This is a genomic window from Nocardia sp. NPDC051900, from assembly GCF_044452545.1.
Taxonomy (GTDB): Bacteria; Actinomycetota; Actinomycetes; order Mycobacteriales; family Mycobacteriaceae; genus Nocardia; species Nocardia sichangensis.
Genome location: NZ_JBITBU010000002.1, coordinates 454,159 through 477,112, shown reverse-complemented (window position 1 = coordinate 477,112; position 22,954 = coordinate 454,159). Strand labels below are relative to the sequence as shown.

Here is a 22,954-nt window from a genome sequence, read left to right as displayed (position 1 = left end):
GGCCGGGCTGGCCCCACGCCGAGCGACGGCATACGGTCGATCGCGATGAACGCTGTTCCGACTCCAGTGGTGCTGTCGGTTGTCGTATTCGTCGCGCTCATGACCGCCGGGCGGTGGGTGCTCGTCGACGAGACGGCTACCGATCGGCTGATCAACCGCACGTTCAGCTGGAACCTGCTAGGTCTGCTGCTGTACGAGGTGACCGTCGCGGTGGGCCGTCCCGAGTTCGGGCCGCGCCTCTACCTCGGCTGCGGTCTCCTGGCGCTCGGCAGTTTCTACGGGCTGGCCAGGCTTGTCGACGGCGCCGATGCGGCAAGCGTCCACCTGCGTCAGCGGCGATACGATGCGACGGCGGTCGCTGCCGTTGTTTCGCTGATCGTCGCCACGCCGATCCTGCGGTGGGCCTGGCAGTTGGACTATGTCGAAATCGTATGGACGATGTCCGCGCTCCCTGGAGGTCTCTGTGGGCTGCTCTTCGCCCGCGCCTGCGTTCGCGAACTGCGCGCCGGAGGCGTTTCGATCAGAGAGAAGCTGACGTTCGCGGTACTGCTGGCGTTCGCGACCTATTGGCTGATCTCGATGACGATCATGGTAGGTCGCGCGCTCACCGGTACGCCTCCGAGCCAGCCGGGCAAGGTGTGGGCCGTCGCGGCGGTTCTCACGTTCTCCGCCGTCACCCTGTTGACCATGATCCCCCTGGTCACAGCGCTGCTGGCGCGAACGGGCTTGGATCGGACCGGCCGTGACTGCCGTAGGTTGCGGCCGCTGTGGCGAGATCTCACCGCCGTGGTGCCGGAAGTGGTTCTGGCGGAGGACGGTTCCGCGCCGAGGGAAGCCACGTCCCGGCTCTATCGGATGACCGTCGAGATCTGGGATGCGCTGCTACACCTGAGACCGTATGTACCCGCTTTGTCCGAGGCCGGCTCGCCCGCCGGTCGCGACGATGCGCGTCGCTCTGCCCTCCAGGTCGCGCTGGCCGTGCGAGCCAAACGCGACGGTGACACACCGACTCCCGGCTCCATGGCTGCGGGCGCGGCGCATGGGGAGGCTCGCGATCGCGCGGCGGAGTTCCGGTTCCTGCTCGAATTGGCGCGTGTATGGCCGGAAGCCGTCGCGGCCGTGGGATATCGGTCGGACACGGCGCGGTTTTCCACAATCGCGGCGGTGTCCCGATAGCCGGACGTGTCTCGGCGACACGGCGAATCGACGGACATGATCGTTCCGCCCGGGTCACTCGGCTCCCGGATTCGGCTCCTACCGTATGTATCCCGGTCGGTACGTCATGGATCGGTCGCTCGCGCGGCCCGACCGCCGGGTGCGGGCAAGGCCGGCGGTGATCAGACCCCGCGGTGCTCGCACACGCGATCCATGCGCGAGCACCGATGGTGCGGATCACCGTGCGGTGACGGGCTCCTGGCGGGTCTCGTTGCGCAGGCCGACGGACATGATGTCGGACGGTTCGTCGAGTTCGATGCGGTGCCAGCGGTTGCGGGGGACGACGAACGCGGTGCCCGCGGTGAGGCGCACCATCGTCTCGTCGTCGCCCGCGTGCTCCGGTCGCAGGTAGAGACGCAACGCGCCGGTCAGGCAGCACACCGCTTCGTCGCTGCCGGGATGGACTTCCCAGTGGTCTGCGTGCACGTCGGCATCGGATTCGACGTGGAATGTCGCGAGCTGCCAGTCGCCGTCGCCGGTGCTCATCCGGCGTTCGCCGGCTGCTACGTGGCCGTCATGGCCGAAATGAATGGCGCGGCCGAACAAATCGATCGGGGCCTGGTTCATGATGCTTCCTCTCGTCGGATTGGCTGAGACTTTCCGGGCCGATCAAGGGCGGTGCCGGAACGAAGTGGGGGAGTGGATCGCCAGGCGCGGCATGGATTCCGGCATCGGATCCATGCCGCACCAATGTGGATCGGCAGCAGCGAGGTCCGGTGGTAGCGGCTCGGTGCGCGGTCAGTGCAGAGCACTCGGCGCAATCCGACCCGTCTGGCTCTCGGGGCGGTTGCGCTGTCTTATGGTCGCGCGGCGGAAAATTTCTCGGATAGTTCGGCTTTTGGTCGAACCACGTCTGCTCTGGGTCTGGAAATCGTGCGGTGCGTCCTCGGCAGCACAGTCGCGGCGACGACGGTCGCCACGGCGAAGAATCCCGCCGCGCAGCACAGCGCGAGGGCGTAACCGTCGTTCAGCGCCGCGGGCGCGACGCTGTCTCCGGTGCGCGCCGCCGCGACGGTGGCGAGTGCGGCCACCCCGACACATCCACCCAGCTGCCGCGCGCTGTTGAAGGCCCCGGAAGCCATTCCCGCTTCGTGGGGCGCGACGCCCATGTTCGCGGCGGCGGCCACGGGAGCCAGGCATAATCCGAGGCCGAAGCCGCCCAGCAGCGAGGGTCCTAGAACATCGGCGAGGAAACTGCCGTCGGCGCTGATGAAAGCGAACCAGCCGATACCCGCCGTGGTGAGCACACCGCCGATGACGAGTGCCGCTTTCGGGGACCGGCGGCCGCCCACGCGAGTGGCCACCACCGTCCCGGCGATGACACTGAGCGAGAACGGTACGAAAGCCGTACCCGCCGCGCCCGCGCTCATGCCCAGGACCTGCTGCTGGTACAGCGACAGCAGATAGAACGCGCTGAATTGGCCCGCCGCGGCCAAGAACACGAACACGTTCGCTCCGGCCACCCAGCGGTTGCCGAACAGTCCGAGCCGAACCAATGGTGTCGACGTACGCGCCTCGACCGCGAGAAAAGCCGCGAGCAGCATCGCACCCGCCCCGAGCGTGAGGGCTGTGGCGGCGGAGAACCAACCGTGGTGTTCGGTCCGCACCACGCCGACCACCAGCAAACCTATTCCGCCGGTGGCCAGGACGGCGCCCGGCACATCGACCCGCGCTCGCCCGCTCACTCGATCGGCCGCCACACCGGCCACCGCCGCGACCGATGCGATCGCCACGATCGGGACGTTGACGAGCATCACCCAGCGCCAGTTGGCGTACTCGGTCAGCAATCCGCCCACCAGCACGCCGATCGCGCCGCCCGCCGCGTTCACCGCGCTCCACACGCCGAGCGCTCGCACCCGGGCGGGACCTTCCGGAAATGTCGTGGTCAACGTGGCCAAGGCGGCGGGCGCCACGGCCGCCGCCGCGAGTCCCTGGACGGCCCGCGCGGCGACGAGTTGCCATGGCTCCTGCGCGAATCCGCCCGCCAGCGAGGCGATGCCGAACAGCACGAGCCCGCCGGTGAACAACCTGCGCCGCCCGAACAGGTCGCACGCCTTTCCGCCCAACAGCAGGAACCCGCCGAAAGTCAGCGCGTAGACGTGCACCACCCAGGACAGATCGACCGGCGCGAAGCCCAGATCGGCGCGGATGGCCGGCAGCGCCACGTTCACCACCGCCATGTCCAACGCGACCATGAACTGCGCGACGGCCACCGCCGTCAGAGCGACGCCGGGCCGCCCGCGAGAGTTTTTATACATGTATAGAAAGTAACCGCGCGAGTCGCCCCGTGTCCACACCCGGTTCTGCGGATGGGCGAAGATGGACGGATGCCGAGTTCGTCGTCGCAGCCACAACGCACCGGTCGACCTGCGCGTATCTCCCGAGCGGAGATCCTCGCGGCGGCCAACTCGGTGATCGAGGCCGAGGGCGTGGCGAAGCTGACCATGCGCCGCCTCGCCACCGAACTCGGCTGCACGCCGATGGCGCTCTACCACCACGTCCGGGACAAGGAAGACCTGCTGCGCCTACTGCTCAACGAGTACGCCGACCAGGTGGCGTGGCCGGATTTGCCGGAGGAGCCGCGCGAGCGCGTCCGCGTCGCGGCGCGCGCCATGCACGACGTGCTCGCCGCACGGCCGTGGATCGTCGAAATCCTCACCGCCGACGACCTTTTGGGCGTCTCGGCGCTCTGGGTCAGCGAATCCATCGTGGACGGATTCGTCGCGGGAGGCCTACCGCTGGACCGCGCCGCCCAGGCGTACCGCGTCATCTGGCATTACACGGCGGGCGACCTCATCGTGCGCGCCCGATCCGCCCGCAGGGCCGCGGAGGACCGCCCCACCTTCCGCGCACAAGTCTTCGCCGACCTCGACGCCGACAGCTTCCCCCGCTTGGCCGCCCTCGGTTCCGACTATCTGTCCCTGGCCGCTCAGGACACCTACGACCTGGGCCTCGCCGCGCTCATCGACGGTCTGCTTGCGGCGCGCTGAGCGGAGACCGAATCGCGGCCGTGGTGCTCCGTCGGTGCGGCAGGCGGTGTATATCGCTTCAGAGTCTGACGCGCCGGTCGGCAGGTAGGAAGAGTTGGTCGCCTGCCCGTACATCGAAACTGTCGTAGAACTCGTCCAGATTTCGCACCACTTGGTTACAGCGGAACTCCGCCGGTGCGTGCGCCTCACCGACCAGTTGGCGGGCCACCAGTTCCGGCCGGAATTTCGCACGCTTCACGCGACTGTAGGACAAGAACACGTCCCGGTGATCTGGACTGCCCTTGCCGAGCCTGCGTGCAGCGAGACGGTAGGCTGCCAGCGCCATCGAGAGTCCACGCAGATCGGCTAGATTCTCACCGACAGTGAGTGCGCCGTTGACGTGATCGGTGGGGTCGAACCCTTCCGGCACCAGAGCATCGTACTGTGCGATAAGTGCGTCGATCCGTATTTCGAACCGGGCGCGATCTTCTGCCGTCCACCACTGCCGCAGGTTCCCGTCGCCATCGAACTTCGCGCCCTGGTCATCGAATCCGTGTCCGATCTCGTGCGCGATGATCGCACCGATACCGCCGTAGTCGACGGCAGGTGAGCCGTCGACGTTGAAGTACGGTGGCTGCAGGATCGCCGCCGGAATCACGACGGTGTTGTCGGATGCGTCATAGGAGGCGTTGACGGTTTGTGGCGACATGCGCCATTCGAATCGGTCCACCTGGCGACCCAGCTTGGCGAACATCTTCATCCACCGGTCCCGGACCGCCGCTCGCAGGTTCGCGACGCATCGCCCTGCGGAGATCGACAGACCGGTATGGTCGTGCCACTTGGCGGGATACCCTATCTTCACGACCAGCTTGTCGATTTTCGCGATCGCGGCCGCTCTCGTGGTCGGCGACATCCACTCAGATTTCGCGAAACTTTCGCGATACGCGGTGACAATGTCCGCGACCAGGCCCTCCGCTCGAGCTTTGTCCGCCGCGGAAAAGTACTCCTCCACGTACTTCCGTCCGAGCAGTTCGTCGAGATAGGTGCTGACCATATCGAGCGTGAACTCGATGCGCGCCGGAGGGTTTTGCTGTCCGTTCCGAATCCGATCGAAGAAATCGAAGTTCGCATCGGCGAAATCTCGTGGCAACAGAGCGGCTAGCTCCCGAATGACCCCCAGCCGCAGATAGTCACGCCAGTCCGCGATATCGACCTCGGACCACAAGCGCGCCGCGGACGTAACATACGAGGGCTGCGCGACTATGACGGTGTCGAACAGCCGTCGGTCGTCGGAGTAGGCAGTCAGCCAGGAGTCCCAGTCGAACCCCGGGGCCAGTTCAGGCATCTGACTCCACCGGTAGGGATTGTAGACAGCGTCGGCATCCCGAGTCCGCTCTTCCTCCCAGTGGGCGGCAGCGATCCGGCTCTCCAGGCCCAGGACGCGATCGGCCATGAGCAATGGGTCGGAGAACCCCGCCAGCGTCGCGATTCGTGCCAGGAAGCCGCGGTAGGCATCGCGTTGCTCGGCGAAGCCGGCTCGGTGATAGAAGGATGCCTTGAATCGAAGGCCCGCTTGCCCGAGTTGTGGACGGTAGGTCGCGGAGTCCTTGCCGTCGGGGAAGACCACCAAGGCGAAAAGACCGCACGCACCGATCACATCAGCCGATGGCAGCTCCAGCGAGATCGACCCCATGACCTCGGCGAGTTGGGCCTTCGTTCCGGCATTGGCGATGGCGTCGAGCATGTCGGCGATCGGAGCTAGGCCCAGTCGCTCGATCGCCTGCACGTCCAGGCAGGCCTCGTAGAAGTCTTGGAGTTTCTGCTCATCGGAGCCGTACGCCGGATCCCTGATCTTCTCGAGGACCGTTCGGAGCTGTTGCCGCACGCGATCCGCCAGCTCGGAGTCCGTCGAGACATAAGGTTTGTCGGGCGGTAATGGGAACTCGCGCAGCCACGTTCCGTTCACGTGACGGTACAGGTCGTCCTGCGGCCGTATCAGCTGATCCGCTCCGGTGAGATCGGGCCCAGGTAGCGCAGCCTCGGAACCAGAGCATCCGCTTGCGATCGAGATCGTGGCGGGAACAACGCCGAGTGCGATCAGCAAGGTGCGCCGATCGATGCTGCACGACAGAGAAACTCCGGTCATGGATCCTCCATGAGTGGAAAGCGTCCTTTGCCGCCTCAGAGGGCTTCGACGTCCCGAACGATCGGCGAACCGTCGTACACGCCGCCGGAACAGTGCCCTGGGGTCCCCATCGCGCCAGGAACCACTTCACCGCCGTTGCTGGTGCAGATGTGCGGTGTGACTCCCGATGCGGAATCGGCTGAAGTCATGGTCAGCAATGCCGCTGTGCCAACCAGACCGGAAACGATGATGGCGTGTGCGACCCGTCGCATACTTCCCTCCCCGATTTCACGCCGCGCCCGAGTTGTGTCCGTTCGATAGAGCGACTCCATCGAACGACTCATCTCAACGTGATCGATTGATTGCCGGTACGGCGCGGTCCCCAGATAGCTTCGCGCCGCCCCCTTCGTCATGGGCAGCATACCGCCGCGACCTGAGAATGCAAGAGTGTGAAGGTAGGAGCCGGACGGCTCTGTGCGCGAGGTGCTTCGAGACCGGTGGCTCCTCGCCGGGCACCCGCCGGAGAATCACGCTTCCGCCAGACGGGATTCGGATCCATTGGTGCTCTTGTCAATTGGGCCCGCTGTGGTAACGTGGGCACCACGTGGGGTGGCTGGAAGCCACATAATCCGTGGGGGGTTCCATCTGATTTCGACAAGTGGCGTCGACGTAATTCATCCAGTCGCTCGCCGAAGTAAAGCCGAGCCCGAGGTGTTGGCTTCTGTGATCGCAACCAGCTGATCCTACGTTTGCAACACCATGAGCTCGCGCGAGCGGATGTCTGTAAGGGAGGGATCCGATGATGGCATGTATCGATGCGAGATGTGGGCCGGCGCAGCCGAAATAGTGATTTGCAATGTCGACAACGCTGGCCCTGCACACGGATCGGAATCGAAAAGCAATGTATTACCAGAAGATCAAAAGCTCCTTGTTTATACTGCTCGGCGTCATCGCAGTAGCGCTCGGGGCGTCTACCGCATTATTGGTCTCGGCGCCTGCGGCCTACGCCGGACCGCGTGAAGACCACTGCTATTCTCTCTATGAAAGCACGCTGGCGACATGTGATTCGATCGCCGCTCGCGGGGAAGACCCAGCGCCGTGCTACCACGCCGCGCTCGGAAACCTGCAGGCCTGTCTGAGAGGGTGAACTATGCCGGAAGAGGATCGTGCCGGTGAAGATGTCGTTGCCGAACGAATCATCGAGACAGATTCCGGTTCGGTGCGTCTCGTCTTCTTCAAGCCGACTACATCGGGGACATCCTGGCACTGCCGGTTTCGGATAGAAGGCGTGCCGGATAGGAAAGACATCGAGTCATCGTCCTCTGGTAGAGATTCTCTCGAGGCATTCATGTTGGCGATGGTCGCAGCATCCATGTTCTTCTATGATTCCCCGGCGCTGTCGGGTATCAGTTTTCATGGGAGCCGCGATATAGGACTGCTGAGGACGACAAAGACCCCAAACGGAGATCTCCAGTCCGTCTTCACGCTACCGGCGCCACAGTATTGATGCAGGGGTAGCCGGTGGCCCGGGCTCTCCTTTGAGCATTCGGCCACCGGCTTGCTGCACCGAAAAATCCGCATATCGAGGCCGTCGCTGCCGGGGGAGGATATGGAATGCGGAATAGAAGTCATCTGCAAAATATCGAAATCTACTGCGCGGACCAGGACCCGGTTCACTACTCGAATCCCGGTGTGGAAGATGCCGAGATCGAGTTCTCCGCCGAAGTCGGCCAGGATTGGGATGTAGTTCACTCGGCGAGCTGGACGTATTGCAATCCCCCGCCGGGCCGGACTCTCCCTCCGCCGGAGCAGGGCTGGAAAATTCATATCAGCTCGGTACCCGCACACTGTGAGGAGGTTCTGCGGATAGTTTCGCGATACTGCTGTACGCACGGCCTCTATTTCAAGTATCTTCGCGGCCGTTTGGCATTCTCCAGAGCCAATACAAAGTATGCGGCGAGAAGCGCATCGGGTAAATTCATCACGATCTATCCACATTCGTCGTCATTGCAGGCCACTCTCGAAGATCTCGAAGCAAGGCTGCGGGAGTACGACGGGCCGTACGTGTTGTCCGACATCAGATGGCGCACTGCTCCGGTATTTCTCCGCTACGGCGGATTCGCACCGCGGACCTCGCTGATCGACGGCCGAATGGTGCCGTCGATCGTCGACCTGGATGGCGAATCGGTACCGGACGAGCGCCTACCGTACTTCGTTCCTCCCGCAGAGAGTCGGATTCCAGAGTTCTTGCGGAGGTCGATCCGGGACAGATCGGACTCAGGCGGCGAGCCACTTCCATTCGTTGTGGACCGTGCGTTGCATTTCTCCAATTGTGGTGGAGTTTATGTGGCACTCCGTGAGTCCGACCGCTTCGAGGTCGTATTGAAGGAGGCACGTCCCTATGTAGCGTTCGATGTCAACGGCGAAGATGCGATTTCGAGGCTCGAGAACGAGTACAAAACCCTGCGGTCGCTCAGTACCGTCGCCGGTGTGGTCCGAGCATCGCGACTGTTCTCCGTCGCGGGTCATCGATATATGGAAATGGACTATGTGCGCGGCACATCACTGTATAAGTGGGTCGCAGGCAACTATCCGTACTCCGAAGTGGTGAGTGCGGACGATTACGCGACTCGGGCGAAGGCGATTTGCGAGCAGTTGGTGCACATCGTGCTGGGGGTACACACCGCGGGCGTATCGATCAACGATCTGCAACCTAGGAACATCATCATCGGCGCCGATCATTCTGTCACCTTGATCGATCTGGAGTTGGCCCGCCCTTTGGGGGAAAGAAACATCCGCACGATGGGTACGCCGGGCTTCATGCCGCGTATGCGTTGTGCGAGAGTGCAGCAGGATAGATATGCCTTGATGCGCACTATCATACATGTATTCAGTCCGCTCACGCCGTTGCCATCGATAACCGACGAAATGTGGCTTCGGCAGCGAACCTATATTGCCAAGGAATTCGGTGCGGCCGTTCTGGACTGGATAGAGGAGCTGGACGATGAGCTCGGTGGTCCAGTGCGGATGTCCGTCGCCCATGATCAACTGTTTTCGGCAGTCTCGACCCCCGATGAGTCGCCTTCCGTCGAACACCTGGAGGCCTCGTTGATCGAGGGGATCCGCAAGTCCGCCAATGTGAAGCGGGATGCCGCTCGTATATACCCGGGAAGCCCGGATCAATACTTGGAGAACGGCGGAGTCAACATCGCGACCGGCTCGCTGGGGGTCGAGCTCATGGTGAGTCGTCATGCACGGACGGGAGTCGGGCCGGTACGCGTATCCCGCGAGGCCGTGTCGGGGTCCCTGGCGTCATCGGACTACAGCCTGTTGTCGGGACGTGTCGGCATGGCGTGCGCGCTTCATGAAATGGCACGTTTCCCGGACCTTGTCGATGATCTCCTCGATGGGGTGGAGATCGCTTTCGATTCGTCGGATGTCGGGCTGGGCGCTGGGTTGGCGGGAATCGTGCTCGGTCTTCACTCTATGGAAGGATCGGGTCTGGACAGGCTGAAAACGCTGACATCAGAGGCTGTGGAGCATCTCGCGGTCTCCAGCGAACGCGCCCTCGAAAGCGCCGCGCCGCGGCCGGGGCTGCTCGACGGACTTGCGGGGGCGGCGATCGCTCTCGCGTACGTCACGAAGGGTGCGGCCGGAGCGAAGAGGGACCACGGCGGCCTGACAGCGCGGCTGCTGGATGCGGCGGTGGAGCAACTGGCCGAGGCGCCGGACGGCTCCTTGCAAGTCCGTGAGCACGGCAATCTGTACCCCTACCTGGGCTCAGGGTCGGCGGGTGTCGCGCTCGCCATTGCGATGTGCCAGTCTTCGGGTATCGCGTGCAAGGAATCTTTCGTGTCCGTGCTGGCCAAGATTCGGCGGGCATGTGCTGTTCGCACTTGTCTCTACCCTGGACTGTTCGATGGGATGGCGGGTCTGGTGCTCGCGGAAAGGCATATTGCGGTATCGGAGGGGCGGTTCCCCGAACGTCCCTCTCCCGCGAAATTGCAGATCTTCACGTTTCTTTCTCCGCACGGGGGAGCAATGACATCGGGTTACGGGTCGCGCCGTTTGGTGGCGGACTACTCGACGGGTTCGGCGGGCATACTTCCGGCGCTTACCGAAGATCTCTCATCGCAGAGTTGGCTACCCGTCGCCTACCCGAATCGGCTTTGACGATCCTGCATCGTCAGAACGGCAAGCTCGACCGGCGATATACCTCGTTGGTTGTAGGACCGGTTGATCGAACTGGAAGGAGGTGAAATGAAAAACGTTCTAGATCTTCAGAAACTGGACGCGCGCGGCGATGGCGGCGGCGTGGACCAGACCGTGCAGGAAGCGTGGTCCACATGGAGTTCCGGTTGTCACGAAACCCTTAGCACGGCGAGCACTGGGTGCTTCTAGCATCTGGTCGACCGGGGGCGGCGATCTCGTAATCGTCGTCCCCGGGATCTATTGCCTTAGGCGAAGAGGTGCATAGTTGAATTTCTCGAAGAACCGCCGGGCTATCGGATTGGGTATACTGTGTTCGGCACTCACGACGGCGCTGCTGCTCGCGCAGCCATTTCTGGTGAACATGGTGATCGATGCCGCAGGTGCAGGTGGCGGTTTATCGATTGCTTTGGCCTGCCTCTTCATCGCGGGTTTCACTCTTTCCGTCTTAGGGGGTTTGCGTAAATATATCTTCGATATGGCTGGCGAGTCCGGGGCGGCCGATTTACGTAGGAAATTGATCGATACCGTAGCAGGTGGGGAAACGCGGCAGGTCGAAGAATTGCATAAGGGTGCTGTTGTGTCTTCCTTGATTTCCGACGTCGGTTTGGTGAAGCCGTTGTTCGCGGCATCGCATTCGACAATACTCTTCTCGTCGCTCGTTTTGGCGGCGGTTGTCGTCGTGCTGCTGTGTCTGGATTGGGTCACCGTAACTGTGGGTATATTGTTGTCGTTCGGTGCGATATTTTTCGCCATGCTGGTCGGGCGAAGGATTGCGCGGGGGCGGACGGAAGTGCAGGCTGAAACGGCGGAACTCTCGACCCTATTGACTCGCGCTCTGAGTAACTTCCGAATCCTGACGTCTACGCATTCGACGCAGCAGTATTTCGGTGCCGTGCACGAGCAAAACGATACTCTCCTGATATCCTCGAAAAACTTCTCGCGCAGAGTCGCCATGGTCAGCCCGATCGGTGATGCTCTCCTGCAAATGGCATTCGTCAGCGTGGCGGTGGTGGGTGGCGTGCGAGTGGGATCCGGAGTTGTGTCCTTGGCGGAGTACGTGACTCTGTTGATGTACTTCGGCTATCTCACGCCGTATTCGTCGGCGATCGTGCGGTCGATCATCCAATTGAACGAAGGACGGGCGGCCTGGGACCGAATCGACGAGATGGTGGGAAGTGTAGGCCAAAGAGGCGGTGTCGCCGCGTCGGATGCTCGGCTTCCTGGTGCGCTCGAGAATCGGCCGATCGGAGTCGCTGCGACTGATATATGTTTCGCCATTTCGGGGCATCGTGTTTTGAAGTCCGTATCTGTCGATATAGCCGCGGGCAGCCATGTCGCAGTGATCGGTCCGTCCGGTGCGGGCAAGACGACACTTGTCAATATATTGGCTGGATTGGAAGGTGACGCGCCCGGCATGGGAAATATAGTGTGGCATGCGGATGGTTACGGGAACATCGAATTCCAGCACCTACCGCTTTTGGTCATGGCGGTATCGCAAGGCTCCGTGACCATCCCGGGTCGGGTCAAAGAGAATCTGATGTTGGGCTCTCCATGTGCGGACGAATCCCAGGTCATCGCAGCCGCCAGGGCTGTCGGTTTGTGTGGAGCCGGACGGCGATCGGTCGATATGGACCGTGTCCTGAGCGACTCCAACACCAACCTGTCCGGCGGCGAGAAGCAGCGTGTAGCCATCGCGCGAGCGATTCTGCGCCGCCCGGCGTTGCTGATCATGGACGAGGCCATGTCGAATCTTGACATGGCTAGTGAGAAGCAGATCCTCGTTCGGATCAGAGCGCTTTTGCCGAACAGCACAATTATCGCGGTTACCCATCGGCTGAGCACTCTCGACTTCTATGATTCGGTGATCGAGCTCCGAGATGGTGAATTGGTCAGGGAGCGTGCGCAGGTAGTCCGATGAATCCAGAGTTCGGTACCCGTTGCGGCTCGGCCGACCGTGGCCGCGTAGGCCATCCGGCCGGCCCACGCGGCGTCGGAAATCAGAATGTTACCCGCTGATCCTGCGGCATGTACAACTTGTCGCCTTCCTTCAGGTCGAAAGTCTTGTAGAACTCGTCTAGATTGCGCACGACCTGGTTGCAACGGAATTCGTTGGGGGAGTGCGTATCAATGCTGAGATAGCGGACGGTGAGTTCTTTCGTCTGCTTCTCACGCCAGCTGCGGGCCCAGGACAGGAACATGGTGCGGTAGTCGGGATTGTCTATGCCCCTGCGCTTTTCGGCGATGCGGAAGGCGGCCAGTGTGATCTGCAGTCCGCGCAGATCGGCGAGATTCTCGCCCACGGTGAGTTCGCCGTTGACGTGCTGGCTCGGCTCGAGCCCCTCCGGGACGAGCGCGTTGTACTGGTCGACCAGCTGTTTCGCCTTGGCGTCGAACGCCGCGCGATCCTCTGGTGTCCACCAGTCGCGGCGGTTGCCGTCGCCGTCGTACTTGGAGCCCTGGTCGTCGAAGCCGTGGCCGATCTCGTGCCCGATGGTGGACCCGACCGCGCCGTAGTTGACGGCGGGCATGGCGTCCTTGTCGAAGAACGGCGGCTGGAGGTAGGCGGCGGGGAAGACGATCTGATTGGAAGTCGCCAAGTAGTAGGCGTTCACCGTCTGAGGCGACATTCCCCATTCGGTCTTGTCGACCGGGTTGCCGAGTTTGGCGAAAGCGCGCTTGGCTTCGAATTGGTTGATGGCGAGCAGCGACTCGACGAGCTTGCCCTTGGTGATCTTCAGTCGCGAGTAGTCGACCCACTTGTCCGGATAGCCGATCTTCGGATCGATCTTGTCTAGCTTCGCCAGCGATGCCGCCCTGGTGGCGGGCGACATCCAGGTCGAATTGGTGAAGTTCTCCCGGTAGGCCGCGATGACATCGTCGAGCATTTCCTTGGCCCGTTCCTTGGCCTCCGGCGGAAAGTGCTTGGCCACATACAGTTTGCCGAGCTGCTCGCCCAGCTTCTCGTCGACGATGCTCACGCCGTACTTCCAGCGTTCCGGGCGCTCGTCCTGCCCGTTGAGAATCCTGCCTTTGAATTCGAAATTTGCGTCGTTGACGGCCCTGGGCAAGTAAGGCGCGAACTCACGCAACACACTGAGTTTGAGGTAGTCACGCCACGTGGCGATATCGACTTCCGACCACAACTGTCCAGCCGCCGTGACGTAGGACGGCTGTCCGACCACCATGGTCGCGAACAGCTCGCGGGGACGATCGGTGTTACCGGCCAGCCACGGGTCCCAGTCGAACCCCGGCGCGAGTGCGGTCATGTCCGCCCAGCTGTACACGTTGTAGGTCGCGTCGACATCGCGGGTGCGGACGTTGTCCCAGTGCCCGGGAGCGATCCTTTTCTCCAGTTCGAACACCCGCTGAGCCATGTCGGCCGGATCGGCGATGCCGGCGCCGGCCGCGATGCGTTCGAGGAAGACCCGGTACTGCGCGAGCACCTGCGCGTACTCCGGCTTCCGGTAGTACTGCTCGCCGAGTCCGAGGCCGGACTGGCCGACCCAAGGCAGGTATGCGCTGGAATTCTTCCGGTCGATCGCGATGCTGATGCCGATCAGCCCGCCGATCGGCAACTCGGCCATCACCTTGGCCAGCTCCGGCTTGGTGGCGGCCCCATCGATCTTCGCGAACAGCGGCGCCAGCGGCGTCATGCCGAGCCGCTCGATCTCGTCCCAGTCCACCCTGGCGTCGTAGAGATCCCTGATCTGCTGTTCTTCCGAGCCGGGCTTCGGGTCGTGGATACCGTCGATGATCTCGCGCAACTGCTGCTCGGTGCGCTCGCCCGCCTCGCTGCCCGAGCCGTAGCTGACCTTGTCCGGCGGCAGCTGGTACTCCCGCAGCCATTTCCCGTTGACGTGCCGGTACAGGTCGTCCTGCGGCCGTATCGTCTCGTCCGCTCCGCTGAGATCGACGCCGGTCAGCGTCCTGCTCGCGGGTTCGGTGTCGTCCGAACAGGCGACCAGCGCGGCGGCGGCCGGGACGGCTCCGAGGGCGATCAGGAAGGCACGACGATCCAGCTTCGCTGGCCGACCGGTAGATGTCACGAGAATCCTCTCCCCGACGCGGCGGTGCCGCTGGTGTACGAAGGCAGCCTTGCAGGACACGAGGCTACCGGCGCGGCGCCGGTCCGGCCCGGATTGGGGACGAGCGTCGTCGTGCGGGCCGGCGACCACCCCCGATTTGGGAACGACCTGCGGATTCCCATACACTAGACCGGTTGCCTGCGGGAGCTGTGCCCGCAATCCGGCAGTGAACCCCCAGTGGTTGGTTCCGCGTTTCTGGCTCGAACCGAGAAAACCGCTGGCAGGCGCGCGTCCGGAGGGCGACCGACCATGCCCGTCGGGTCGGCAATCCGGCGTGCACATACGTCCAGGTCAAGGAGGACGCTGAAGTGATTCAGCAGGAGTCGCGACTGCGCGTCGCCGACAACACGGGCGCGAAGGAGATCCTTTGCATCCGCGTTCTCGGCGGTTCGTCGCGTCGCTATGCCGGTATCGGCGACATCATCGTCGCTACCGTGAAGGACGCCATCCCCGGCGGCAACGTGAAGCGGGGTGACGTCGTCAAGGCCGTCGTCGTGCGCACCACCAAGGAGCGCCGTCGTCCGGACGGTTCCTACATCAAGTTCGACGAGAACGCGGCCGTGCTCATCAAGGCGGACAACGACCCGCGCGGCACCCGCATCTTCGGCCCGGTGGGCCGCGAGCTGCGCGACAAGAAGTTCATGAAGATCGTCTCGCTGGCCCCGGAGGTGCTCTGACATGAAGGTGCACAAGGGCGACACCGTGCTCGTCATCTCGGGCAAGGACAAGGGTGCCAAGGGCAAGGTCATCCAGGCCTACCCGAAGGAGAACCGGGTTCTCGTCGAGGGCGTGAACCGCATCAAGAAGCACGTCGCGAACTCCGCCAACCAGCGCGGCGCCTCCTCGGGCGGCATCGTGACCCAGGAAGCCCCCATCCACGTCTCCAACGTGATGGTCGTCGACTCCGACGGCAAGCCGGCCCGCGTCGGCTACCGGACCGACGAGGAGAGCGGCAAGCGGGTCCGGATCTCCCGTAAGAACGGGAAGGACATCTGACATGACCACGACCGAAAAAGTGCAGCCCCGGCTGAAGCAGCGCTACCGCGAAGAGATCAAGGACGCGCTGAACAAGGAATTCTCCTACGCCAACGTGATGCAGATCCCGGGCGTGGTGAAGGTCGTCGTCAACATGGGTGTCGGCGACGCCGCCCGCGACGCGAAGCTGATCAACGGCGCCGTCGAGGACCTGGCCCTGATCACCGGTCAGAAGCCGCAGATCCGCAAGGCGACCAAGTCCATCGCGCAGTTCAAGCTGCGTGAGGGCATGCCGATCGGCGCGAAGGTGACCCTGCGCGGCGACCGCATGTGGGAGTTCCTCGACCGCCTGGTCTCCATCGCGCTGCCGCGTATCCGCGACTTCCGCGGCCTGTCGCCGAAGCAGTTCGACGGCAACGGCAACTACACGTTCGGCCTGAGCGAGCAGTCGATGTTCCACGAGATCGACGTGGACCGGATCGACCGTCCGCGTGGTATGGACATCACCGTGGTGACCACCGCGACCAACAACGAAGAAGGCCGTGCCCTGCTCAAGCACCTCGGCTTCCCGTTCAAGGAGAACTGAGCACATGGCTAAGAAAGCACTGGTCAACAAGGCCAACGCCAAGCCGAAGTTCGCTGTCCGCGCCTACACCCGCTGCCAGCGCTGCGGCCGCCCCCACGCGGTCTACCGCAAGTTCGGCCTCTGCCGCGTGTGCCTGCGCGAAATGGCGCACCGCGGCGAGCTCCCGGGCGTGCACAAGAGCTCCTGGTGAGCTGACGCTCTGCGCGTCACCAACTGAAAACTGAACGAGGGCACGGACTCCATGCGAGTCCGTGCCCTCGCTCGCATCCTTGATCATGATTTCGCCACGGTTGACTAGGTAGGCTTCGGGCATGACGATCCAGTCACCGGACGACTTGCCGCACGAGATGACCGAGGAGCAGTACCGCCAACTGCCGGAGGGCGTCGCGCGTGAAATCGAGGTTGTGCACGGACACGTGATCGTCTGCGAGTCTCCGGTTCCTGAGCACAATCGCGTGGCACGCCGTTTGGCAGGCTCGATGGAGGAATTACCGAGCACCGAACCGTGCATCCGCGTCGAGACGGATATCGATGTCGTCCTCTGGCGGATACCGAAGTTCACGTTCCGCCGACCGGACGTGACGGTGTACCGCTGCTTGCCCGAGCGCGGAGCGAAGCCGGAAGCCGGTGACGCGCTGATCGTCGTCGAGGTGTCTTCACCGTCCACCGCCGCCGAAGACCTACTGGATAAAAAGGTTCAGTACGCGCGCGCAGGCATTCCGCTCTACTTGGTCGTTGTCCTCGACACCAAGTTCGACATCGAAGAGGTGCGGGAATTCCGCCTCGACGCCCACGCCGCCGAGTACCGTCTGCACCGTCTGCACCGTGACGGATTCGTCCGCCTGGAACACGTCGTGCTCGGCGACATCAGCTTCGCCGACCTGGTTCGGTAGTCGCTGGCTCATTTCGATGCCCTAGTCCCTCGAGCCCTATCAGGACCGTCCGGGTGGCAACACGCGGACAATCCCGTGGATGCAGCGGCGACAGGCCATTCGTGGAAGCCAGGCGTGAATCTTCCCTCCAGGGACCGCCGCCGGGACGCCGGAAAAGGCTCCCTCGGTCCGCGTGATTACCGACGGCGATCATCCGTTGGGTCGATAAGCCCGCCATTCGAAGCAACGAGGGCAGATGTCTGCCTCCGCGTTTACGGACGGGCTCCGGGTCAGGCCGAAACTCGGTCGGCGGCGAGGAATTCGTCGACGAAGCCCAGCGCCCGGTTGTCCAACTCCGCGTAGTGCGCTTCGCGCGCCGCGCCGGTGAGGGCTTCGTCGAATAGCAGGTTGCCCGCGGCATCCAGGCGCTGCCGCTTCTCTTCCGCGCCGGGCAACAATCCCACCGATGACTGCGCGAGCCCGCAGTAGTAGGCGATGCCGTCGTCGAGTTGTGCGCTGAGCGCATCCTGCATGGGTCCGACGAGCGCGTCGTCGTCTGCCACGCCCGCCAGTCCCAGCCACAGCATCCGCTTGCCCGCGAGCCGGGATTTGCTGCGGCCGTATGCGAATCCGTAGTTCCACACCCGATCGATCCAGCCCTTCAGAATCGCCGGGACCTGCATCCAGTACACCGGGAACACTGCGACGATTACGTCGGCAGCGAGGATGCGCCGCATATGGCTCTCGACCTCGGGGGAGTAGGCCTTCTCCCGGTTGCCCCATTCCGGAAGGTCGGCGGCGGTCATCCGGGGATCGAAGTTCTCGGCGTGCAGGTCCAGCAGGTCGATCCGGTAGCCGTCCGTAGTGAGCCGCCGGATGGCCAGTTCGGCGATATGGGCGGTCAGCGAATCGGGCCGGGGATGGGCGACGACGACCAGCGCGGTGCGGGTGATCGCGGTGTCCACGGTCGGGTTGTGCGGCAAGGTGGCCTCCACTGTTGGTCCGGAGTTTCGGACGATCGGTTGTTCGGTCCGGTTTCCATTCCATACCTCGAGCAGTGGACGATCTATGGGTGAAGATCTACATCTGATAGGAGTTCGTCTAATCTCGATGGTGTGGATCCTCTGAGCAAACTGCTGGGCGGTATACGTGCCGAGGGAGCTGTGCTCACTACCGCGGTCTTGGAAGCACCGTGGAGCATCCGGTTCGCCGACGAGGCGCCGTTGACCATGGTGACCGTGCTGCGCGGTGCGGGGACACTACTACTGCCGGGCGGTCTGGAACGTCGGATCACAATGGGGGACACCGCGATCGTGCGCGGCCCGCAACCGTTCGTTCTCGTCGACCGCGCCGATACTGTCGGCCTGCCGCACGAGGAATACGAGGTCGCCTGCTTCGCGCCGGACGCGAAATGCGATCCCGCGCTCGATCGCGGTCGCTGGGAGAACGACCTCACCGGTGCGACCGCTCTGATCGTCGGCGCCTATCGGGCTTCCAGCCGACGCCACGGACGTCTGCTGCGTGCGCTACCGCCCGTCCTGGTGGTGACCGACGACGTGGAGGTGTGCGCGTGGATGGAGTCGATCGCCGCCGATGCCGCCCGGCGTCCGGCCGGAGCGCAGGCGATGATGGACCGGCTGCTCGACTGGGCGCTGGTCTGCACGCTGCGCGACTGGTTCGACGAACTGGACGCTGACGCGCCGGGGTGGTATCGAGGGCCGGCCGATCCGGTGGTCGGGCCGGCGTTGGAGGCCATGCACGGAAAGCCCTCCGCCGGTTGGACAGTCGCGTCGCTGGCCGCCGAGGCGGGGGTATCCCGGGCGCTGTTCGCACGGCGGTTCTCCGAGGTCATGGGCCAGTCGCCCCTGGCGTACCTCACCGAATGCCGGATGGATGAGGCGGAGGAACTGCTGGCTGACCGGAGTCTCACCGTGGCGCAGGTGGCGAAGGCCGTCGGCTATGCGGACGCTTTCGGTTTCAGCGCGGCGTTCAAGCGACTTCGAGGTATCCGCCCCACTGATTTCCGCGCTGCCACCACCGGTCTCGGAGCGTGAATCGGTTCCGCCGCTTCGAGACCGACTCCAGCGCGTTCTTGATCGGCAGAGCCGAGTGAAGACTTCCGATATCGTCGATGCACATCGAAGAGGTGCGGGAATTTCGCCTCGACGCCCACGCCGCCGAGTACCGCCCGCACCGTGACGGATTCGTCCGCCTGGAACACGTGGTGCTCGGCGACATCAGCTTCGCCGACCTGGTTCGGTAGTCGCTGGCTCGGCCAACCTGCCGGTACCGAAAGCACTGGTGGTAGCGGCGGGGTAGGACAAGTATCCGCCGCTACCGCACCGGCCTCATGCCTTGATGAAATCGAGGATGTCGGCGTTGAGCTGCGTGGCGTGCGAGATCATGATGCCGTGTCCGGTCGCGGGGTATTCCTTGTAGGTGTTGCTGGGAATCAGATCCTTGATCACCCGACCGCAGAGGTCGATGGGAGCCGAGGCATCGGCGTCACCGTGGATGACCAGCGTGGGCACGGTGAGTGCGCGCAACTCGTCGCGGAAGTCGGCGTGGTAGATCGTATTCATGATCTCGTCCGCGGCGAGAAGTGAACAGTCCATGCACTTCTGCACCATCCACGCGATCCGCGCCGAAGACACCTGGTTGCCCAGGTGCGTCGCGAAGAATGCCTGCGCGTTCTGTTCCATCCACAGCGGCCGATCCGCGGCTCGAGCCGCGTTCACCGCATCGAAGACCGCCTTCGGCACGCCGTTCGGATTGTCCTCGGCCTGCGCGAAATACGGCATCGTCACCGATACCAGCGCGACCCGGCTGATCCGATCGCTGCCGTACCGGGTCAGATACCGGACGATCTCACCGCCTGCCATCGAATGCGCGACCACGGTGACGTCGCGCAGATCGAGATGGTCCAGGAATGCGGCCAGATCCGCGGCCAGTGTGTCGTAGTCGTACCCGTGCCCGACCCAGTCCGACTTGCCGTGTCCACGCCGGTCGTACGACAGGCACCGCAGGCCCTGCTTGGACAGCGGCAGCATTTGCAGCTCCCACGAAGTGCTGCTCAACCAGCCACCGGCCAGGAAGAGCACCGGCTGTCCGGTACCCCAGTCCTGGTAGTGCAGGGTGGTGCCGTCGTGCGATTCGAAGTAGGGCATCGTTTTCTCCAATCCTCGGGTACCTGATCATCATCTCGGGTCTTGATAATGAAGTCGATTACCTCTCGGGTAAGTGCCCTACTTCACGACGGGGAGCGCCGATTTCTCGATGTGGTCGCTGCCAGCGCTGCCGCCGCCATACGGTCTACCGCAAGTTCGGCCTGTTCCGCGTCTGCCGCGACGAGCTGCCGGGCGTGCACAAGAGCTCCTGGTGAGCTGGCGCTCGGCTGAGCGTCATCAACTGCATCGCGAGCGAGGGCACGGACTCCATACGAGTCCGTGCCCTCGCTTGCGTTTGGGGCAGCGGTCGCTCGGTGTTCCGAGGCCGGGTGAGCGCCGTTTCGCGTTCGGCATTGTCGGGCAGCGCTTTTCCCGTCGCTATGGCCGGAGTACTTTGTCGGTGGGACTGTTCGATGACAGAGGGGGCAGAGGGTTGGTCGGGGAGCAGCCATCGCTGTCGGTCGATACCGATGCAGTCAAAGCCTTGGGGCGCTTGGCCTTCGATGTCGCCACTCAGTGCCGGGACGGGTATTCGGCATTGGAGACCGATGTCCGCGACTTGCTGGAGAGCTGGACTGGTAGCAACGCAGGCGCTTTCGCGGCCGGGTGGGAAGAGTTCCATCAAGGGGCGGTGCAGGTGTGGGATGCGCTGTTCGAGCTGGCGGAGAAGCTGGGAATCACCGCGGACACCGTGCGCGGCGCCGATCAATCATTCGCGGCGGGCGTCAGCTCGCTCGATCTGCCCTGAGGGGGACCGCATGTCCGACGCAGAGGCCTTCTCGGTCGAGCTCGAGAAACTCGAGAACTTGGCCGCCCGGATCCGAGGCTTCGCGGGGTTGCTTGCCGATCAGCTGGCGGCGATCGACCAGAAAGTCAAGGAAGTCGACGCCGCGTCGGCCGGTGCGGCGATGGTGGCCTACCGGGAAGCGCACGACGAGTGGTTGGCGGGAGCCACCGACATCGCCGAAGGGCTCACGGCTTTGGAGGAGGCCGTGAAACTCGCCCACGACGGCTATACCGGAGCTGTTGCCGAGGGCTTGAGGATCCTCGGGGTATGACGGCTTTGGCTGTCGATCCGAAGGCTTACTACCAAGCGGCCACCAACTGCTTCGACGCGGCCTCCGCGCTGCGGGACAGCTTTCTGTACATCTTCGCGGAGCTGTCCGAATGCGGATCGATGGCGGGCGTAGACGAGAACGGCCAGGAGTGGGCGCGTTCGTACAACACCTCCGCCTACGAAGCGGTGGGATTCTTCCAGGACGTCCACTCCACGCTGTACGCATACGGCAGCGCCCTCAACGACATCGGCTTCACGCACGCGCAAGCCGACGCCACCATGAAGGGCGCGCCGCAGCCGGACCGGCCGACAGACCCGGGAATGCCTGTGTTCGGCCCCTTCTCGGTCCCGGCTTCCGCTGGTGGCCCTGGCCAAGGGATCGTCGACAGGGGCATCAATATCATCAGCCACATCGGCATCCCCGTTCCCGACGGCGACACTGGAAAACTCGCCAAGGCAGCCGACGCCTGGGATCGCCTCGGCACGATCTACCAGAACACGAACGCCCGCGACAAGATCACGATCGCGGCGAGCCTGTTCGACAGCGTCACCGCCGACGACGCGGGCCACATCCGAGACGACCTCAAATCCCTTGCGAGCTCCATCGATCAACTGCTGACCGCGTGCACCCAGATCAGCCAATCCTGCCTCGCATACAAGGACGCGCTGACGGAACTCCGCAATGAGATCAAGGGCTTCTTGGATTCTCTCGTCCAAGAGCTCGCCATCGACGCTGCGATCACCGTGGGCCTGTCGCTGATCAGCTTCGGAGCGGGAGCGGTCACCGCCGCCAAGGCTCTGGACTCGGTGCGGAAATGGGCCGGGAAGATCAAAGACGGCATCATCGCCTGGCGTGCGCGCAAGGCCCTCCAGATCGCGGGGATCCGCCAGGAGGCGAAGGATGCCGCCGTCAAGGCCAGGAAAGTCGTCACCGACCTGCGCGATCGACTGCGGAAAAGGATTGACAACGTCGAGAAGGCGCCACCGAAGGTGGGCCCCAAGAATGCGGACGAAGTAAGGAACGAACTCGATGCCAGAACGACGCCCGGTAGAAATAAGCCGAATAGGCAATTGGACTCCGATGCTGAAATCAGGCAGCTGTACGAGGACTTGACCAGGGGCGCTGATACTCTGGATGTCGGTGGCTATCCCGGCAGGGGCGCTCGCTTGGAAGACGGTACAGAGATAAGAATCAGAGACAAAAGCGAATCGGGTGGCGTTACTATCGACATCCTTTATCCGGGAAGTAAGAGGCCAGTAAAGGTGCATCTGCCATGATCGAGAAGCTGGAGAACTTCCTTCTATACAACATAGCGGACGATTGGGCTCCGATCGGCGAGTTCGACGGGACGATCGAGAGAATCGCAGCGGAAGAATATTCGCGCACGTATGTGCTGCGGGTTGTCGAAGAATTGGCGAACGAGGGATATATCGAGTTCGGCGCCTTCCCCGGAGGCGGCAGGGGGTGGGAGCCCTGGAATGTCGGTACAAAGGAAGCGATCAGGCGGATTTCGGATGGCTATAACGGGGTTCCGGGGTATCTGAGTATTGCTGATAGCGAGATCGGCTCCAGCGAGATCTTCAGGGCGCGGATAACCGAAAGCGGCAGACGGCGGTTGCGGGAGCTGGGCGATCCGTACGAGAACTATGGTGATCCTTGGGCGGACGATCCCTACTTGCATGCGTAAGAA

The 22,954-nt window shown here is 63.4% G+C and carries 22 protein-coding genes and 1 pseudogene; 17 read left to right on the top strand and 6 right to left on the bottom strand.

The window, feature by feature from the left end; all coding sequences use genetic code 11:
• The first annotated feature begins 45 nt into the window (after positions 1 to 45).
• Entirely contained in the window at positions 46 to 1,176 is a 1,131-nt protein-coding gene (locus ACIA5H_RS04640) for an MAB_1171c family putative transporter (protein WP_397073902.1), read from the top strand.
• A gap of 216 nt (positions 1,177 to 1,392) precedes the next feature.
• Here ACIA5H_RS04640 and ACIA5H_RS04635 read toward each other — a convergent pair whose 3' ends face one another.
• Both ACIA5H_RS04635 and ACIA5H_RS04630 read right to left on the bottom strand, forming a co-directional pair.
• Entirely contained in the window at positions 1,393 to 1,782 is a 390-nt protein-coding gene (locus ACIA5H_RS04635; protein ID WP_397073900.1) for a cupin domain-containing protein, read from the bottom strand.
• A gap of 230 nt (positions 1,783 to 2,012) precedes the next feature.
• Positions 2,013 to 3,473 carry an MFS transporter gene (locus ACIA5H_RS04630; RefSeq protein WP_397073898.1) on the bottom strand — a complete coding sequence of 487 codons (1,461 nt, stop codon included), beginning with the start codon at positions 3,471 to 3,473 and terminating at the stop codon, positions 2,013 to 2,015.
• Positions 3,474 to 3,542: 69 nt separating this feature from the next.
• Between ACIA5H_RS04630 and ACIA5H_RS04625 the strand changes: the two genes are divergently transcribed.
• Positions 3,543 to 4,205: a TetR/AcrR family transcriptional regulator gene (locus ACIA5H_RS04625; protein ID WP_397073896.1), complete on the top strand. Its 663-nt coding sequence runs from the start codon at positions 3,543 to 3,545 to the stop codon at positions 4,203 to 4,205.
• A 58-nt stretch (positions 4,206 to 4,263) separates the two neighbouring features.
• Here the strand turns inward: ACIA5H_RS04625 and ACIA5H_RS04620 are convergent, their stop codons facing one another.
• Complete coding sequence (locus ACIA5H_RS04620; RefSeq protein ID WP_397073894.1) at positions 4,264 to 6,330, bottom strand: M13 family metallopeptidase; 2,067 nt, start codon at positions 6,328 to 6,330, stop codon at positions 4,264 to 4,266.
• A 1,129-nt stretch (positions 6,331 to 7,459) separates the two neighbouring features.
• Here ACIA5H_RS04620 and ACIA5H_RS04615 point away from each other — a divergent pair.
• The 3 genes from ACIA5H_RS04615 (at position 7,460) to ACIA5H_RS04605 (ending at position 12,439) form a co-directional block, all read left to right on the top strand.
• Positions 7,460 to 7,816 (top strand): DUF6968 family protein, encoded by a 357-nt coding sequence (locus ACIA5H_RS04615; protein WP_397073892.1) that lies wholly within the window; start codon positions 7,460 to 7,462, stop codon positions 7,814 to 7,816.
• A 107-nt stretch (positions 7,817 to 7,923) separates the two neighbouring features.
• Positions 7,924 to 10,482: a class III lanthionine synthetase LanKC gene (lanKC, locus tag ACIA5H_RS04610; RefSeq protein WP_397073890.1), complete on the top strand. Its 2,559-nt coding sequence runs from the start codon at positions 7,924 to 7,926 to the stop codon at positions 10,480 to 10,482.
• Between the two features lie 304 nt (positions 10,483 to 10,786).
• A complete protein-coding gene (locus tag ACIA5H_RS04605; RefSeq protein WP_397073888.1) occupies positions 10,787 to 12,439 on the top strand; it encodes an ATP-binding cassette domain-containing protein in 1,653 nt (550 codons plus the stop codon).
• 79 nt (positions 12,440 to 12,518) lie between these two features.
• Here ACIA5H_RS04605 and ACIA5H_RS04600 read toward each other — a convergent pair whose 3' ends face one another.
• Positions 12,519 to 14,567, bottom strand: coding sequence for a M13 family metallopeptidase (locus tag ACIA5H_RS04600; RefSeq protein WP_397073886.1), 2,049 nt, complete (start codon positions 14,565 to 14,567; stop codon positions 12,519 to 12,521).
• Positions 14,568 to 14,914: 347 nt separating this feature from the next.
• Between ACIA5H_RS04600 and rplN the strand changes: the two genes are divergently transcribed.
• The 5 genes from rplN to ACIA5H_RS04575 all read left to right on the top strand — a co-directional run bounded on the left by rplN (position 14,915) and on the right by ACIA5H_RS04575 (position 17,060).
• On the top strand, positions 14,915 to 15,283 hold the full coding sequence (gene rplN / locus ACIA5H_RS04595; RefSeq protein ID WP_039795505.1) for a 50S ribosomal protein L14: 369 nt from the start codon (positions 14,915 to 14,917) through the stop codon (positions 15,281 to 15,283).
• 1 nt (position 15,284) lies between these two features.
• Positions 15,285 to 15,602 (top strand): 50S ribosomal protein L24, encoded by a 318-nt coding sequence (rplX, locus tag ACIA5H_RS04590; RefSeq protein ID WP_039795507.1) that lies wholly within the window; start codon positions 15,285 to 15,287, stop codon positions 15,600 to 15,602.
• A 1-nt stretch (position 15,603) separates the two neighbouring features.
• Positions 15,604 to 16,167 carry a 50S ribosomal protein L5 gene (gene rplE / locus ACIA5H_RS04585; protein WP_355076098.1) on the top strand — a complete coding sequence of 188 codons (564 nt, stop codon included), beginning with the start codon at positions 15,604 to 15,606 and terminating at the stop codon, positions 16,165 to 16,167.
• A gap of 4 nt (positions 16,168 to 16,171) precedes the next feature.
• Entirely contained in the window at positions 16,172 to 16,357 is a 186-nt protein-coding gene (locus ACIA5H_RS04580; RefSeq protein ID WP_014981705.1) for a type Z 30S ribosomal protein S14, read from the top strand.
• A 121-nt stretch (positions 16,358 to 16,478) separates the two neighbouring features.
• Positions 16,479 to 17,060: a Uma2 family endonuclease gene (locus tag ACIA5H_RS04575; protein ID WP_379251970.1), complete on the top strand. Its 582-nt coding sequence runs from the start codon at positions 16,479 to 16,481 to the stop codon at positions 17,058 to 17,060.
• Positions 17,061 to 17,329: 269 nt separating this feature from the next.
• Here the strand turns inward: ACIA5H_RS04575 and ACIA5H_RS04570 are convergent, their stop codons facing one another.
• Positions 17,330 to 18,022 (bottom strand): NAD(P)H oxidoreductase, encoded by a 693-nt coding sequence (locus ACIA5H_RS04570; RefSeq protein ID WP_397073883.1) that lies wholly within the window; start codon positions 18,020 to 18,022, stop codon positions 17,330 to 17,332.
• Positions 18,023 to 18,154: 132 nt separating this feature from the next.
• Here ACIA5H_RS04570 and ACIA5H_RS04565 point away from each other — a divergent pair, with 132 nt between their 5' ends.
• Entirely contained in the window at positions 18,155 to 19,093 is a 939-nt protein-coding gene (locus ACIA5H_RS04565) for an AraC family transcriptional regulator (protein ID WP_397073881.1), read from the top strand.
• Between the two features lie 77 nt (positions 19,094 to 19,170).
• Complete coding sequence (locus ACIA5H_RS04560) at positions 19,171 to 19,302, top strand: hypothetical protein (RefSeq protein ID WP_379251973.1); 132 nt, start codon at positions 19,171 to 19,173, stop codon at positions 19,300 to 19,302.
• Between the two features lie 85 nt (positions 19,303 to 19,387).
• Here the strand turns inward: ACIA5H_RS04560 and ACIA5H_RS04555 are convergent, their stop codons facing one another.
• Positions 19,388 to 20,206 carry an alpha/beta fold hydrolase gene (locus ACIA5H_RS04555; protein ID WP_379251974.1) on the bottom strand — a complete coding sequence of 273 codons (819 nt, stop codon included), beginning with the start codon at positions 20,204 to 20,206 and terminating at the stop codon, positions 19,388 to 19,390.
• Between the two features lie 116 nt (positions 20,207 to 20,322).
• On the opposite strand from ACIA5H_RS04555, the pseudogene rpsN reads away from it, so the two are divergent.
• The 5 genes and pseudogenes from rpsN to ACIA5H_RS04530 all read left to right on the top strand — a co-directional run.
• Positions 20,323 to 20,421 (top strand): annotated as a pseudogene (gene rpsN, locus ACIA5H_RS04550) (30S ribosomal protein S14); the annotation flags it as partial.
• A 185-nt stretch (positions 20,422 to 20,606) separates the two neighbouring features.
• Positions 20,607 to 20,954, top strand: a complete 348-nt coding sequence (locus ACIA5H_RS04545) for a WXG100 family type VII secretion target (RefSeq protein WP_397073878.1) — start codon at positions 20,607 to 20,609, stop codon at positions 20,952 to 20,954.
• 10 nt (positions 20,955 to 20,964) lie between these two features.
• Positions 20,965 to 21,264: a WXG100 family type VII secretion target gene (locus tag ACIA5H_RS04540; RefSeq protein WP_397073876.1), complete on the top strand. Its 300-nt coding sequence runs from the start codon at positions 20,965 to 20,967 to the stop codon at positions 21,262 to 21,264.
• The gene (locus ACIA5H_RS04535) at positions 21,261 to 22,541 is read left to right on the top strand and encodes a hypothetical protein (protein WP_397073874.1); all 1,281 of its coding nucleotides are present in this window, start codon (positions 21,261 to 21,263) and stop codon (positions 22,539 to 22,541) included. Before ACIA5H_RS04540 ends, ACIA5H_RS04535 begins: the two co-directional genes overlap by 4 nt.
• Positions 22,538 to 22,951, top strand: a complete 414-nt coding sequence (locus tag ACIA5H_RS04530; RefSeq protein WP_397073872.1) for a hypothetical protein — start codon at positions 22,538 to 22,540, stop codon at positions 22,949 to 22,951. Before ACIA5H_RS04535 ends, ACIA5H_RS04530 begins: the two co-directional genes overlap by 4 nt.
• Positions 22,952 to 22,954: the final 3 nt, after the last annotated feature.

Bases quoted from the DNA above. Each gene is read 5' to 3' on its own strand.
- rplX (WP_039795507.1), top strand. From the start codon at position 15,285: ATGAAGGTGCACAAGGGCGACACCGTGCTCGTCATCTCGGGCAAGGAC.
- ACIA5H_RS04580 (WP_014981705.1), top strand. From the start codon at position 16,172: ATGGCTAAGAAAGCACTGGTCAACAAGGCCAACGCCAAGCCGAAGTTC.
- ACIA5H_RS04555 (WP_379251974.1), bottom strand. From the start codon at position 20,206: ATGCCCTACTTCGAATCGCACGACGGCACCACCCTGCACTACCAGGAC.
- ACIA5H_RS04575 (WP_379251970.1), top strand. From the start codon at position 16,479: ATGACGATCCAGTCACCGGACGACTTGCCGCACGAGATGACCGAGGAG.
- ACIA5H_RS04630 (WP_397073898.1), bottom strand. From the start codon at position 3,473: ATGTATAAAAACTCTCGCGGGCGGCCCGGCGTCGCTCTGACGGCGGTG.
- ACIA5H_RS04535 (WP_397073874.1), top strand. From the start codon at position 21,261: ATGACGGCTTTGGCTGTCGATCCGAAGGCTTACTACCAAGCGGCCACC.
- ACIA5H_RS04620 (WP_397073894.1), bottom strand. From the start codon at position 6,330: ATGACCGGAGTTTCTCTGTCGTGCAGCATCGATCGGCGCACCTTGCTG.
- ACIA5H_RS04625 (WP_397073896.1), top strand. From the start codon at position 3,543: ATGCCGAGTTCGTCGTCGCAGCCACAACGCACCGGTCGACCTGCGCGT.
- ACIA5H_RS04530 (WP_397073872.1), top strand. From the start codon at position 22,538: ATGATCGAGAAGCTGGAGAACTTCCTTCTATACAACATAGCGGACGAT.
- ACIA5H_RS04540 (WP_397073876.1), top strand. From the start codon at position 20,965: ATGTCCGACGCAGAGGCCTTCTCGGTCGAGCTCGAGAAACTCGAGAAC.
- ACIA5H_RS04615 (WP_397073892.1), top strand. From the start codon at position 7,460: ATGCCGGAAGAGGATCGTGCCGGTGAAGATGTCGTTGCCGAACGAATC.
- ACIA5H_RS04640 (WP_397073902.1), top strand. From the start codon at position 46: ATGAACGCTGTTCCGACTCCAGTGGTGCTGTCGGTTGTCGTATTCGTC.
- lanKC (WP_397073890.1), top strand. From the start codon at position 7,924: ATGCGGAATAGAAGTCATCTGCAAAATATCGAAATCTACTGCGCGGAC.
- ACIA5H_RS04560 (WP_379251973.1), top strand. From the start codon at position 19,171: ATGCACATCGAAGAGGTGCGGGAATTTCGCCTCGACGCCCACGCCGCC.
- ACIA5H_RS04635 (WP_397073900.1), bottom strand. From the start codon at position 1,782: ATGAACCAGGCCCCGATCGATTTGTTCGGCCGCGCCATTCATTTCGGC.
- rplE (WP_355076098.1), top strand. From the start codon at position 15,604: ATGACCACGACCGAAAAAGTGCAGCCCCGGCTGAAGCAGCGCTACCGC.